Raw genomic sequence first — 13,130 nt, 5'->3', positions numbered from 1 at the left:
TCCGCCCCTTTTGCCGGGGAAACGGATTGCCACGCCAGTGTGCGCACTGGCTCGCAATGACAGGTTTGTGCAAAACAGCTATTTTGCAACAGGCCCTTTGTTGTGCAAAGAAACACCGGGCACGCTGCTGTGCAGCACGCCCGGTGTTTTGTCTGTATGGACGGATCAGAACATGGAGCCGAAGAGGCTGCTGGTCAGACCGGAGCTGGAACCGGCCAGAGCGGGGAGCAGGCCGTTGCCCACGATGAGCAGAGTCAGGATGATGGTGATTGCCACCACAGCCAGATAGATCAGCCAGGACTTGCCGGACTCCGTCTCAGGAGCGATCATCTGGAAGGAGGACACGCCCAGGGCCACCCACAGGATCATGGTGATGATGAACAGCCAGGCGCCCAGCTCCAGGGAGATCAGGAAGCACAGGAAGGTGATGACCATCAGGATGGTGATGAAAATGGAGTGACAGCCGCAGGCCATCAGCGCATCCTGGAAGGTGCAGCCGGACTTGAGGATCTTGGCGCCGCCGAAGAGCAGAGCCACAAAGATGATGACGCCAATGGCATCGCCCAGCAGGCCGCCGAAGAACCAGAACTGGAAGGGCACTTCCAGGTAGCCGTAGGACATCATCTGCAGCTTCAGGCAGAAGCCCAGGAGCATCAGGATGCAGGCGATGAGCTGCGCGCCCATCAGGATCAGGGGAGTTGCCAGGTCACGCTTGGCCAGGGTGTCCCGGGTGGCCTGAACAGGGGAAGCAAAATAGCCCTTCAGGAAGCCGCCCAGGCCGCTGAAGGCTGCACCCGCCGCAGAGGGCTTGGCAGCGCCGCTGGGGCCGCCCATGGTGTTCACATTGGTGCCGCAGGAAGAACAAAATGCGGAACCGTCAGGGATCTCCTTCCCGCACTTGGGACAGAACATTACACAACACTCCTTCTCAGTGGCGGCAAAACGGGTTCTGCCGCACAATCTGTCGCTCCGCTTCCCTAGGACGGAGCATACCGGTTCTCTTGAACATGGAACCGGATTGTCGAGATTATAACATAGCTGAAGAAAAAAGTAAATCGATGGAAGAGAAATTGTTGACTTTCCCCCGGTTTTCTCTGTCGGTTTGCCTATTGCCGCAGGCCGGTCCCCCGTGCTATAGTTATGTCAGAGACATTCCCGGCAGACCAGAAAAAGGCGCTGACCGGGCCATTTGCGCGCCGTCCGTTGCACAGGCGGCACCCGCGGGGCAGGATGGAGTCTCTCCATCCGCGGGAAGTTTTAAGGGAGGTACATATGGGGAAGGTATTTCGCTGTTATGTGGAAAAAAAGCCGGGCTTTGACGTGGAGGCCGGCCATCTGCTGGGAGAGCTGAAGGGCACCCTGGGGCTCAGCGGCCTCACCGGCGTGCGGGTCATCCGCCGCTACGATGTGGAGGGCGTGGAGCAGGGTGCCTATGAGGCCGCCCGCACCACCATCCTGTCCGAGCCGCAGGTGGACCAGCTGTGGGACGAGACCATGCCGGAGACCCAGGGCGCTCTGCTGGCGGTGGAGGCCCTGCCGGGCCAGTACGACCAGCGGGCCGACTCCTGCGCCCAGTGCATTCAGATGCTCACCGGCGGCGAGCGGCCCACCGTCCGGGCTGCCACCGTCTATGTACTGGCCGGTGCTCTGTCCCAGGATGACCTGGCCCGCGCCAAGGGTTATCTCATCAACCCGGTGGAGAGCCGGGAGGCTGCCCTGGACAAGCCTGAGACTCTGATCCAGCAGTATCCCGAGCCCGCTGATGTGCCGGTGCTGGAGGGCTTTTGTACCTTGGATCAGGCGGGCCTGGAGGCCCTGCTCAACCAGTACGGCCTGGCCATGGACCTGGCCGACCTGACCTTCCTCCAGACCTATTTTAAGGACGAGGAGAAGCGGGATCCCACTCTCACCGAGGTGCGGGTGGTGGACACCTACTGGTCCGACCACTGCCGCCACACCACCTTCTCCACCCATCTGGACAGTGTGGACATCACCGACCCCGCCGTCAAGGCGGCCTATGACCGCTATCTGGCCGCCCGTGTGGAGGTGTACGGCGAGGAGAAGGCGGCCAAGCGCCCCCAGACCCTGATGGACATTGCCACCATCGGCGCTAAGACCCTGAAGAAGCGGGGCCTGCTGCCCGAGCTGGACCAGAGCGAGGAGATCAACGCCTGCTCCATCCACGTCCCCGCTCAGGTGGACGGCAAGGAGCAGGACTGGCTGCTGATGTTCAAGAACGAGACCCACAACCACCCCACCGAGATCGAGCCTTTCGGCGGCGCCGCCACCTGTATCGGCGGCTGCATCCGGGACCCCCTGTCCGGCCGTGTGTATGTCCACCAGGCCATGCGCCTCACCGGCTGCGGCGACCCCCGGGTGCCGGTGAGCGAGACCCTGGAGGGTAAGCTGCCCCAGCGCAAGATCGCCCAGACCGCCGCCGCCGGCTATTCCTCCTACGGCAACCAGATCGGCCTGGCCACCGGCCACGTGGCCGAGCTGTACCACCAGGGCTACATCGCCAAGCATCTGGAGTGCGGCGCGGTGGTGGGCGCGGCTCCCGCCGACCATGTCCGCCGTGAGACTCCCGCCCCCGGCGACGTGGTCATCCTGCTGGGCGGCCGCACCGGCCGGGACGGCATCGGCGGCGCCACCGGCTCCTCCAAGAGCCACAACCTGTCCTCCCTGGACACCATGGCCTCCGAGGTCCAGAAGGGCAACGCCCCCGAGGAGCGCAAGCTCCAGCGGCTCTTCCGCAACCCCAACGTCACCCGCCTCATCAAGCGGTGCAACGACTTCGGCGCCGGCGGCGTTTCCGTGGCCATCGGCGAGCTGGCCGACGGTTTGTCCATCGACCTGGACGCCGTCCGCAAGAAGTACGACGGCCTGGACGGCACCGAGCTGGCCATCTCCGAGTCTCAGGAGCGCATGGCCGTGGTGGTTGCCCCTGAGGACGCCCAGGCCCTGATGAACTTTGCCGCCTCCGAAAACCTGGAAGCCTATCAGGTGGCCACCGTCACTGAGTCCCCCCGCATGGTCATGACCTGGCGGGGCCAGACCGTGGCCAACCTGTCCCGTGCCTTCCTCAACACCAACGGCGCGGTAAAGCACGCCTCCGTTCAGGTGGACGAAAAGGCCGCCGCCTCCCAGAGTGAGAAGAAGTTCCGCACCCTGCGGGAGATGGCCGCCAGCCTGAAGTCCGCCTCCCGCCGTGGCCTCACCGAGCGGTTTGACGGCTCCATCGGCGCGGGCAGCGTGCTCATGCCCTTCGGCGGCAAGAGCCAGCGCACCCCCGCCCAGGCCATGGCCGCCCTCTTCCCCGTGGAGCCCAACCAGGAGACCGATCAGGCCAGCGTCATGGCCTGGGGCTGCGACCCCGACCAGCTGTCCGCCAACCCCTACGCCGGCGCTCACAGCGCGGTGTATACCTCGGTGGCCAAGCTGGTGGCGGCGGGCGCCAACTATGAGAAGGCCTACCTGACCCTCCAGGAGTTCTTTGAGAAGCTGCGCACCGAGCCTCAGCGGTGGGGCAAGCCCTTTGCCGCTCTGCTGGGCGCGCTGGACGCCCAGCTGGAGCTGGGGGCCGCCGCCATCGGCGGCAAGGACTCCATGTCCGGCTCCTTCCTGAACCTGGACGTGCCCCCCACCCTCATCTCCTTCGCCATCGCCCCGGTGAAGGCCAAGGAGGTCCTCTCCCCCGAGTTCAAGACGGCAGGCAAGCCGGTGTACCTCTTCGCCTCTGAGGACAGCAAGTCCGCCTGGAACACCCTGTACGCCCTCCATCAGGCTGGCAAGGTGGAGGCGGCCTGGGCTGTGGAAAACGGCCTGGGCGAGGCCGTCATGAACATGGCCTTCGGCAACTCCATCGGCTTTGCCAGCGTGGAGAACAGCCTGGACTGGGATGCCCCCATGCCCGGCGCCATCGTGGCCCAGCTCACTGAGGAGTGCGAGGGCGGCCAGCTCATCGGCCACACCACCGCTGAGGCCGTCGTCAGCGTCAACGGCGACTCCGCCTCCATCGATGAGCTGCTCTCCCTCAACGAGAGCGTGCTGGAGGACGTGTACCCCACGAAGGCGGGTAAGGCCGCCCCGGTGGAGGCCATTTCCTGGGATAAGCGCTCCCCCGCTGTGTGCAAGTCCAAGATCGCCCGGCCCCGGGTGGTCATCCCCGTGTTCCCCGGCACCAACTGCGAGTATGACTCCGTCCGGGCCTGCCTGCGGGCGGGCATGGACGCCGAGACAGTGAACATCTGCAACCTGACCGCCGACGACCTGCTCCAGTCCACCGCGGCGCTGGAGAGCGCCATCCGCAAGGCCCAGATCGTCTTTATCCCCGGCGGCTTCTCCGGCGGCGACGAGCCCGACGGCTCCGCCAAGTTCATCTGCTCCTTCTTCCGCAATCCCGCCATCACCGACGCGGTCCACGACCTGCTGAAAAACCGGGACGGCCTGATGCTGGGCATCTGCAACGGCTTCCAGGCCCTGGTCAAGCTGGGCCTGGTGCCCTACGGCGAGATCCGGGACATGGACGAGAACTGCCCCACCCTGACCTACAACCTGATCGGCCGCCATCAGAGCCGGTACGTCACCACCCGGGTGGCCTCCGTCAACTCCCCCTGGATGCTCAAGTCCAACGTGGGCGACCTCCACGCCATCCCCATCTCCCACGGCGAGGGCCGCTTCGTGGCTCCCCAGAGCGTGCTGGACCAGCTCATCGCCAACGGCCAGGTGGCCACCCAGTATGTGGGCGCCAATGGCGTGCCCTCCATGGACATTGACGTCAACCCCAACGGCTCCCTGTGTGCCATCGAGGGTATCTTCTCCCCCGACGGCCGGGTGTTCGGCAAGATGGGCCACTCCGAGCGGTACGGTACTTTCGTGGGCAAGAATATCCCCGGCGACAAGCACCAGCCTCTGCTGGAGAGCGGCGCGGAGTACTTCAAGTAAACAACAAAACAAAGCAGCCCCCCGCGGTTGGCGGGGGGCTGCTGCTGTATTTCGGCCCCCTACAGGGGCTCCGCTTTCAGGTTGTGACCGCTGCCGGTAATTGCGTAGAAGGCGTACTCCCCCTCCTTCAGGTCAGAGGCGGCCAGGGCGGCTCTTACCCCCTCCAGGTCCTCCGGCCGGAACCGGACGGCGATGCCGCAGCCCAGGGAGATCTCCCGCAGCACCGGCATCACCTGGACGGGAGCCACCTCTTTCAGCACTTTTTGGGCATAAATGGCCCCGTAGGTGGAGGTAAAGGTGATGACGCCGTAATCCATCACAGGGAGATCACCTTGACCGCCTTCTGCATCCGGGTGACGATGTCATACATATTGCTGACGGTGCCCACCTTCAGCTGATCGGTGAGGCCGTAGAAGTTGAGGCAGGTGCCGCACACCAGAATTTCCGTGCCGCTGTCGCTGAGGGCCTTCAGGTGGTCCGCTACCTGCTCGTCCAGGGTGGGCAGCTTGACCCCGGCGTTCATAAAGAGCACCGCACCCGGCTTGTCCTCCCCCTGGGCCAGGGTGTAGAAGAACATCCCCATCAGGTTGGTGCCCAGCTCCCGGTCCCCGTCGCCGATGATATCACGGCCCACGAACACCGCCCAGTCCCCTCCGGCGGCGGGCAAGGGAGAATTGACGGCCTCCTCACAGGCGGCGCACCCCTCCCCCTTACTAAAGTCCAGAGCAAAGGTGTTGTTATCCTCCCGGACTTGCACAGCAAAGCCCTGGTTGTCCGCCAGGCGCTTCAGATTCTCCACGGCGGTGGGGTTGTCCACCAGCACGGTAAAGGCCGTATGCCCCTGAGCCATGGCCCCCTTGGCCAGGATCACCGGGGTGGGGCATGGCTTGCCCTTGGCGTCTACAATGTGTGCCATGTTGTTGTCCTCCTGCGTTTTTTCTTCATTATACCCCCGTATCTTCCCCGCCGCAAGTGGTGGAAAACCGGTGGAAAATGTGAAAAATTCTTTAAAATCCACCGCCGGACCCCCCTTGCGCTTTTTCGGCGGGAGAAGTTGTGCTATACTGTAAGGGCCCGGCGGACAGCCGGGCCTGAAATCATCCAACGCGAAAGGAGGTGAGCGGTATGGAACTTCTTACCGGCTGGCTGGCGGGAAACGAGGCGCTGTGCGCCTGGTTTACCTCCATCGTGCGCTTTGTCTTTCCCGTGCTGGCCCTGCTCATCCTCATCCGCACCATCCGCTCCCTGCTGACGGTGCCCTGCCTGCCCGAGGTGTGGGCCTATCTCACCCTGCCCAACGGGGCCAACCAGCCCCTCACCCACTGGGAGAATATCCTGGGCCGGGGGAGCAGCTGCGACGTGGTGCTCAACTACCCGGTGGTATCCCGGCAGCACGCCGCCCTCATCCGCAACGAAAACGACACCTGGACCGCCTACGACTTAAACTCCAAGGGCGGGGTCACCGTCAACGGCAAGCCGGTCCACGACGCCACACCCGTCCAGTACGGCGATGTGCTGGCGGTGGGCGGGGTGGAGACGGTACTGCTCCCCCTCTCCCCTGAGGAGAAGGCCAAGCGGCGCAGCAGCCGCCGCCGGTCCCGCCCTGTTTCCCCCTGGCTGGGCCTGGTGCTGCTGACGGTATTCCAGGTGCTCACCGCCATCCAGCTCATCATCAGCGAGGGCCCCGGTGCCTCCCCCATGATCCCCATCACCTTCCTGTGCTTTACCGGGGTCATGTGGCTCTACTTCCTGGTGCTGCGGGCCATGCGGCGGGTGGGCTTTGAGATGGAGACCATCGCCTTCTTCCTGTCCACCCTGTCCCTGTCGGTGACCTGCTCCTCCAACACAGGGGCCCTCTTCAAGCAGTTCCTCTGCGTGGTGCTGGGGCTGGTGCTCTTCCTCATCCTGGGCGTCTTTCTCCGGGACCTGGAACGGGCCAAAAAGATCCGCTGGCTCATGGCCGGGGCGGCCATCGGCTTCCTCAGCCTGACGGTGGTGCTCTACAAGCTGGGCCTGGCCGATCCCAAGTACGGCGCGGCCAACTGGATCTCCATCGGCGGCATCAGCGTACAGCCCTCGGAGATCGCCAAGATCTGCTATATCTTCGCCGGAGCCGCCACCCTGGAGCGGCTCTTCCGCAAGCGGAACCTGGGCCTGTTCATCGTACTCACCGGCGTGTCCCTGGCCTGCCTGGCCTATATGAGCGACTTCGGCACCGCCGCCATCTTTTTCGTCACCTTCCTGGTCATCGCCTACCTCCGCTCCGGCGACTGGGCCACCCTGGCCCTCATCTGCGGCGGCGGCGTGTTCGCCGTGCTCACCATGCTGTCGGTGAAGCCCTACATCATGAGCCGGTTTGCCACCTGGGGCCACGCCTGGGAGAACGCCTCGGTGGGCAGCGGCTACCAGCAGACCCGCACCATGTCGGCCGCCGCCTCCGGCGGTCTGGTGGGCGTTGGCCCCGGCGAGGGCTGGCTCCACAACGTGGGCGCGGGCGACACCGATCTGGTGTTCGGTATGCTGTGCGAGGAGTGGGGCCTCATCATCGCCATTCTGGCCATCCTGTCCATTGTCACTCTGGCGGTGTTTGCCGTCCGGGCCTGCCGGGCGGGCCGGTCCTCCTTCTATATCATCGCCGCCTGCGCCGCCACCTCCATGATGGTGTTCCAGACCTGCCTCAACGTGTTCGGCGCGGTGGACATTCTGCCCCTTACCGGCGTCACCTTCCCCTTTGTGTCCAACGGCGGCACCGCCATGATCGCCTCCTGGGGGCTGCTGGCCTACCTGAAGGCTACCGATACCCGCCAGAACGCCAGCTTCGCCATCCGCCTGCCCTCCCGCAAGGAGGACCGGCAGAACGCCCAGCTGTCCATGAAACGCAACGAGCAGTGGGAGGGCCGCTATGAAGAAGATTGAAAAACGGGCCTTCCTCTGCCTGATCCTGGCCGCCGCCCTGATCCTGGGGCTGGGCTTCTATGTGGTGCGCTATGTGCTCTACGGCAACCGCTGGGCCTCCTTTGCCGCCAACCGCCACCTGTACAACAGCCAGGGCCAGCTGTCGGTGGGCCGGGTGCTGGACCGGGACGGGGACGTGCTGTCCTGGGCCGACGAGGAAGGCAACCGCCACTACTACGAAAACGCCACCGTCCGCAAGGCCACCCTCCACGCCGTGGGTGACGCCCAGGGCAAGATCGGCACCGGCGCCCTCACTGCCTTTGCAAGCCAGCTGTCGGGCTATAATCTGATCACCGGGGCCTACTCCCCTCTGGGCAACGGCAACGATCTGTACCTCACTCTGGACGCCCGGCTCAACTACATCGCCTATCAGGCCCTGGGAGGCCGCAAGGGCGCGGTGGGTGTGTACAACTATGAGACGGGAGAAATTCTGTGCATGGTGTCCTCCCCCACCTACGACCCTCTGGACCCGCCGGAGGATGTGGAGGACAATCCCGCCTATGACGGCGTGTATTTAAACCGCTTCCTCTCCGGCACCTTCCCGCCGGGCTCGGTATTCAAGACGGTGACTCTGGCCGCCGCCATTGAAAACATCCCCGATCTCTTTGACCGGAGATGGACCTGTACCGGCTCCACTGAGGTGGGGGGTGAGGCCATCACCTGCCCCCACGCCCATGGGGAGATGGACATCTATGACGCCCTGGCCAACTCCTGCAACGGGGTGTTCGGCCAGCTGGCCGCCGAGCTGGGACCGGAGGTCATGGCCAAGTATACCCAAAAGGCGGGGCTCACCTCCTCCTATAAGGTCAGCGGCCTCACCTCCGCCGCCGGGCGGTTTGACTTCACCGGCACCACCGGCCAGCTGGCCTGGGCCGGCGTGGGCCAGTACAACGACCTGGCCAACCCCTGCGCCATTATGACCTACATGGGTGCCATCGCCAACGGCGGCAAGGCCGCCGTGCCCCGGCTCATCCTCAAGGTGGAAAATCCCCTGGGTCTGCCCTCTCTGCCCCAGTGGACCAGCAAGACGGGCACCCTCATTGAGTCCTCCACCGCCGCCACCCTGGCGGACATCATGTCCCGCAACGTCATCGACGCCTACGGCTCCGGCCGGTTCCCCAATATGGACATCTGCGCCAAGAGCGGTACCGCCGAGGTGGGGGGCGGCAACTCCCCCCACGCCTGGTTCGCCGGCTTCCTCCGCAATGAGGACGCCCCCTACGCCTTTGTGGTGCTGGTGGAGAACGGCGGCTCGGGCGCCGACGTGGCCGGTTCCGTGGCCGCTCAGGTGCTGGACGCCCTGGTCAACGGCTATTGAGCAGCAGCACCTCCAGCCCCTGCTGCCGGGCGTAGTTGACCGTATAAGCGGTGCCGCCGGTATCCCGGGTGCACCAGGCCACGCACACCCCGCTGTGATCCACCAGATGCCGGTTGCGTTTGTGCATACATCCCGGCGTATACCGGCCGGCGGTGTACACCACCTTGTGTGCGGCGGACTTGATGCGCTCATACTCCGCCACGTCCGCCTCCCGCCAGCCTCTGGTCTGGTCGGGGCAGGGCAGCACCAGAATGAGCCTGATATGAGGGAACTCCCCCGTCAGACCCAGCACAGTCTGAGCTGCCAGGGTATCAAACCCCAAAGCACCTCCCACGCCGAAGTACCGCACGCCCCGGGCGATAAGCTGCCGCACCGTTTCCTCCAGGTTTTCCACCAGCGCCCGCCGCTGTGTGGATGGAATGTCCCGGTGGCCGGTGAAGCAGCAGGTCTGTTCCCGCATGGTCATACCCAGTCCCCCCTTTTTCCCCAGTATAGGCCGGGACAAAGGACGAATTTTGTCGCATTCAGGGCGCTGCCAAATGGCAGCGCCCTGAACTTTTCCACACCGTATGTGAATAATGTGTAAAACCTTGGGGAATCCTCTTGACTTTGAGGCTCAAAACTCTATTATTTATTTAGCACAGAAAATATTATTCGGATATCGGAGGATTCTAATATGCAAGAGGTCAAAGAGGACGGGAAAAATCCCAGCCCACCCAAAAAACCACTGATTTTCTACTATGCTCTGGCCCTGGTGGTCCTGATGCTTCTCAATGCCTTTGTCTTCCCCTCGGTGCTGGAGCGGCAGGTCATCGAGGTGCCCTACAGCCAGTTCCTCACCATGGTGGATGACGATCAGGTAAAAGAAGTTGCCCTGGATGAGGACAGCCGTCAGATCGTCTTTATCGCCGCCGACGAGACAGGACGGACCGGCTACTACAAAACCGGCATCTGGCCGGACGACGGCCAGCGGCTGCTCAGCCAGCTGCGGGAGGACCCGGATATCGTGTTCAGCGCCGAGATCCCCACCCAGGCCAATCCCCTTCTGGCCTTCCTGGTCAGCTGGATTCTGCCCATTTTCTTCTTTATTCTCATCGGGCAGCTGCTCTCCCGCTTCATGATGAAGCGGATGGGCAACAATCTGCCCGGCGGCATGGGCAACGCCATGACCTTCGGCAAGGCCAACGCCAAGGTCTATGTGGAGGAGGCCTCCACCGGCGTGTCCTTCGCCGATGTGGCGGGCCAGGACGAGGCCAAGGAGGCCCTGATGGAGGTGGTGGACTTCCTCCACGAGCCGGACAAGTACGCCGAGATCGGCGCCAAGCTGCCCAAGGGCGTGCTGCTGGTGGGCCCTCCCGGTACCGGCAAGACCCTGCTGGCCAAGGCCGTGGCAGGGGAGGCCAAGGTGCCCTTCTTCTCCATCTCCGGCTCGGAGTTTGTGGAGATGTTCGTGGGCATGGGCGCCGCCAAGGTGCGGGACCTGTTCAAGCAGGCGGGGGAGAAGGCCCCCTGCATCGTATTCATCGACGAGATCGACGCCATCGGCAAGAAGCGTGACACCGGCGGCTACGGCGGCAACGATGAGCGGGAGCAGACCCTGAACCAGCTGCTGGCCGAGATGGACGGCTTCGACTCCAGCAAGGGCGTGGTGTTGCTGGCCGCCACCAACCGCCCCGAGAGCCTGGACCCCGCCCTCATGCGGCCCGGCCGGTTTGACCGGCGGGTGCCGGTGGAGCTGCCCGACCTCCAGGGCCGTGAAGCCATCCTGAAGGTCCACGGCAGGCACGTCCACATCGACGCCGACGTGGACTGGAGCGCCATCGCCCGGGCCACCGCCGGGGCCTCCGGCGCGGAGCTGGCCAACATCGTCAACGAGGCCGCCCTCCGGGCGGTGCGGCAGGGCCGCAGGACGGTGACTCAGGCCGACCTGGAGGAGAGCGTGGAAACCGTCATTGCCGGCGCCCAGCGGAAGAATGCCGTCATCTCTCCCCAGGAGAAGCAGCTGGTGTCCTTCCACGAGGTGGGCCACGCCCTGGTGGCCGCCCTCCAGACCCACTCCGCCCCGGTGACCAAGATCACCATCATCCCCCGCACCTCGGGGGCCCTGGGCTACACCATGCAGGTGGACGAAGGGGAGCGCAACCTGATGAGCCGGGCGGAGCTGACCAACAAGATCGCCACCCTCACCGGCGGCCGGGCCGCCGAGGAGCTGATCTTCGGCCCCGACAACATCACCACCGGCGCATCCAACGACATTGAGCAGGCCACCAAGCTGGCCCGGGCCATGATCACCCGGTACGGTATGACGGACCAGTTCGACATGGTGGCCCTGGAGACGGTACAGAACCAGTACCTGGGAGGCGACACCTCCCTGGCCTGCTCCGCCGAGACGGCGGCTGAGATCGACCGGCAGGTGGTGGCCACCGTGAAGGCGGCTCACCAAAAGGCCCTGGCCCTGCTGAAGGACCACGAGGACCAGCTGCGGAAGCTGGCGGGCTACCTGCTGGAGAAGGAGACTATCACCGGCGATGAGTTCATGGACCTGCTGAAGCAGGGATAAGCCTCTGCCACCAAACCCACAAAATTCAAACATAAAATCCCCGCTGCCAATGTGGCAGCGGGGATTTTATCATATCCGGATTTACTTAATGGGCTCGCCGGCGGCCTTCTTGGCCTTGATCTCCTTGAGGGCGTCACGGTAGGACAGGTTGACACGGCCCTTCTCGTCGATATCGGTGACCTTGACCCAGATCATATCGCCGATGTTGACCACGTCCTCCACCTTCTCCACACGGTGATCGGCCAGCTTGGAGATGTGGACCATGCCGTCCTTGCCGGGGGCCAGCTCCACGAAAGCGCCGAACTGCAGGATGCGGACCACCTTGCCGTAGTACAGCTGGCCCACCTCGGGCACAAACACGATGGTCTCGATGGTCTTCTTGGCGGCGTCGCAGGAGGCCTTGTCGGTACCGGCAATGTAGATGGTGCCGTCGTCCTCGATGTCGATCTTGGCGCCGGTGTCGGCACAGATCTTCTGAATCACCTTGCCGCCGGAGCCGATGACCTCGCGGATCTTGTCCACGTCGATCTTCATCTTCACCATCTTGGGAGCGGTGTCGGCCACGTCCTCACGGGGCTTGGAGATGCAGGGCAGCATGATCTCGTCCAGGATGGCGTAACGGGCGTCCTTGGTGATGTCCAGCGCTTCCTTGATGATCTCATGGGACAGGCCGTCGTTCTTGATGTCCATCTGGATGGCGGTGATACCGGCCTTGGTACCGGCCACCTTGAAGTCCATCTCGCCGTGGAAGTCCTCCACGCCCTGGATGTCGATGAAGGTGGTGAAGCCGCCGTCGTCGTCCTGGATCAGGCCGCAGGAGATGCCGGCCACGGGGGCGGAAATGGGCACGCCGGCGTCCATCAGAGCCAGGGTGGAGCCGCAGATGGAGCCCTGAGAGGTGGAGCCGTTGGAGCTCAGCACCTCGGACACCACGCGGATGGCGTAGGGGAAGTCCTCCACGGAGGGAATGACGGGCTCCAGAGCCCGCTCGGCCAGAGCGCCGTGGCCCTTCTCACGCCGGTTGGTGGAGCGGGCGGCACGGGCCTCGCCGGTGGAGTAGGCGGGGAAGTTGTAGTGGTGCATATACCGCTTCTCCTCTTCCTCCCAGATGGTATCCAGCTTCTGGGCGGCGGAGAGGGTGTTCAGGGTGCAGATGGACAGAACCTGGGTCTGACCGCGGGTGAACAGGCCGGAGCCGTGAACACGGGGCAGCACGCCTACCTCGGCGGCCAGGGGACGGATCTCGTTCTTGGCGCGGCCATCCACACGGTGGCCCTCCAGCAGCCAGGCCTTGACGATCTTCTTCTGGAACTTGTAGGTGATCTCCTCCAGGTACTTGTCCATCTCGGGATA

At 64.2% G+C, this 13,130-nt stretch carries 9 protein-coding genes; 4 read left to right on the top strand and 5 right to left on the bottom strand.

The window, feature by feature from the left end; all coding sequences use genetic code 11:
- Positions 1-165: 165 nt before the first annotated feature.
- Complete coding sequence (locus IHN22_RS10320) at positions 166-912, bottom strand: zinc ribbon domain-containing protein (protein ID WP_191435163.1); 747 nt, start codon at positions 910-912, stop codon at positions 166-168.
- A gap of 360 nt (positions 913-1,272) precedes the next feature.
- Between IHN22_RS10320 and IHN22_RS10315 the strand changes: the two genes are divergently transcribed.
- On the top strand, positions 1,273-4,944 hold the full coding sequence (locus tag IHN22_RS10315) for a phosphoribosylformylglycinamidine synthase (protein WP_191435162.1): 3,672 nt from the start codon (positions 1,273-1,275) through the stop codon (positions 4,942-4,944).
- Between the two features lie 59 nt (positions 4,945-5,003).
- Here the strand turns inward: IHN22_RS10315 and IHN22_RS10310 are convergent, their stop codons facing one another.
- Both IHN22_RS10310 and yedF read right to left on the bottom strand, forming a co-directional pair.
- On the bottom strand, positions 5,004-5,261 hold the full coding sequence (locus IHN22_RS10310; protein ID WP_191435167.1) for a DUF3343 domain-containing protein: 258 nt from the start codon (positions 5,259-5,261) through the stop codon (positions 5,004-5,006).
- Positions 5,261-5,860 (bottom strand): sulfurtransferase-like selenium metabolism protein YedF, encoded by a 600-nt coding sequence (gene yedF, locus IHN22_RS10305; protein WP_191435160.1) that lies wholly within the window; start codon positions 5,858-5,860, stop codon positions 5,261-5,263. Before yedF ends, IHN22_RS10310 begins: the two co-directional genes overlap by 1 nt.
- Positions 5,861-6,069: 209 nt before the next feature.
- Between yedF and IHN22_RS10300 the strand changes: the two genes are divergently transcribed.
- Together IHN22_RS10300 and IHN22_RS10295 are read left to right on the top strand one after the other, a co-directional pair.
- Complete coding sequence (locus IHN22_RS10300) at positions 6,070-7,860, top strand: FtsW/RodA/SpoVE family cell cycle protein (RefSeq protein ID WP_191435158.1); 1,791 nt, start codon at positions 6,070-6,072, stop codon at positions 7,858-7,860.
- Positions 7,847-9,217, top strand: coding sequence for a penicillin-binding transpeptidase domain-containing protein (locus tag IHN22_RS10295; protein WP_191435157.1), 1,371 nt, complete (start codon positions 7,847-7,849; stop codon positions 9,215-9,217). The genes IHN22_RS10300 and IHN22_RS10295 overlap by 14 nt, the downstream gene beginning before the upstream one ends.
- Here IHN22_RS10295 and IHN22_RS10290 read toward each other — a convergent pair.
- Entirely contained in the window at positions 9,204-9,683 is a 480-nt protein-coding gene (locus tag IHN22_RS10290; protein ID WP_365814104.1) for an SLOG family protein, read from the bottom strand. The genes IHN22_RS10295 and IHN22_RS10290 overlap by 14 nt on opposite strands.
- Before the next feature lie 210 nt (positions 9,684-9,893).
- On the opposite strand from IHN22_RS10290, the gene ftsH reads away from it, so the two are divergent.
- Positions 9,894-11,777, top strand: coding sequence for an ATP-dependent zinc metalloprotease FtsH (ftsH, locus tag IHN22_RS10285; RefSeq protein WP_191435155.1), 1,884 nt, complete (start codon positions 9,894-9,896; stop codon positions 11,775-11,777).
- An 81-nt stretch (positions 11,778-11,858) separates the two neighbouring features.
- Here ftsH and IHN22_RS10280 read toward each other — a convergent pair.
- Positions 11,859-13,130 (bottom strand): polyribonucleotide nucleotidyltransferase (locus IHN22_RS10280; protein WP_191435154.1); only part of this gene is annotated, 1,272 nt, incomplete at its 5' end.

It is taken from the genome of Flavonifractor sp. An112 (assembly GCF_904377885.1).
Classification (GTDB): Bacteria; Bacillota; Clostridia; order Oscillospirales; family Oscillospiraceae; genus Flavonifractor; species Flavonifractor avicola.
This window is presented reverse-complemented; position numbering and strand designations above follow the sequence as displayed.

Excerpts from the sequence above, each read along its gene's own strand:
- IHN22_RS10320 (WP_191435163.1), bottom strand. The coding sequence starts at position 912 with ATGTTCTGTCCCAAGTGCGGGAAGGAGATCCCTGACGGTTCCGCATTT.
- IHN22_RS10315 (WP_191435162.1), top strand. The coding sequence starts at position 1,273 with ATGGGGAAGGTATTTCGCTGTTATGTGGAAAAAAAGCCGGGCTTTGAC.
- IHN22_RS10310 (WP_191435167.1), bottom strand. The coding sequence starts at position 5,261 with ATGGATTACGGCGTCATCACCTTTACCTCCACCTACGGGGCCATTTAT.
- yedF (WP_191435160.1), bottom strand. The coding sequence starts at position 5,860 with ATGGCACACATTGTAGACGCCAAGGGCAAGCCATGCCCCACCCCGGTG.
- IHN22_RS10300 (WP_191435158.1), top strand. The coding sequence starts at position 6,070 with ATGGAACTTCTTACCGGCTGGCTGGCGGGAAACGAGGCGCTGTGCGCC.
- IHN22_RS10295 (WP_191435157.1), top strand. The coding sequence starts at position 7,847 with ATGAAGAAGATTGAAAAACGGGCCTTCCTCTGCCTGATCCTGGCCGCC.
- IHN22_RS10290 (WP_365814104.1), bottom strand. The coding sequence starts at position 9,683 with ATGACCATGCGGGAACAGACCTGCTGCTTCACCGGCCACCGGGACATT.
- ftsH (WP_191435155.1), top strand. The coding sequence starts at position 9,894 with ATGCAAGAGGTCAAAGAGGACGGGAAAAATCCCAGCCCACCCAAAAAA.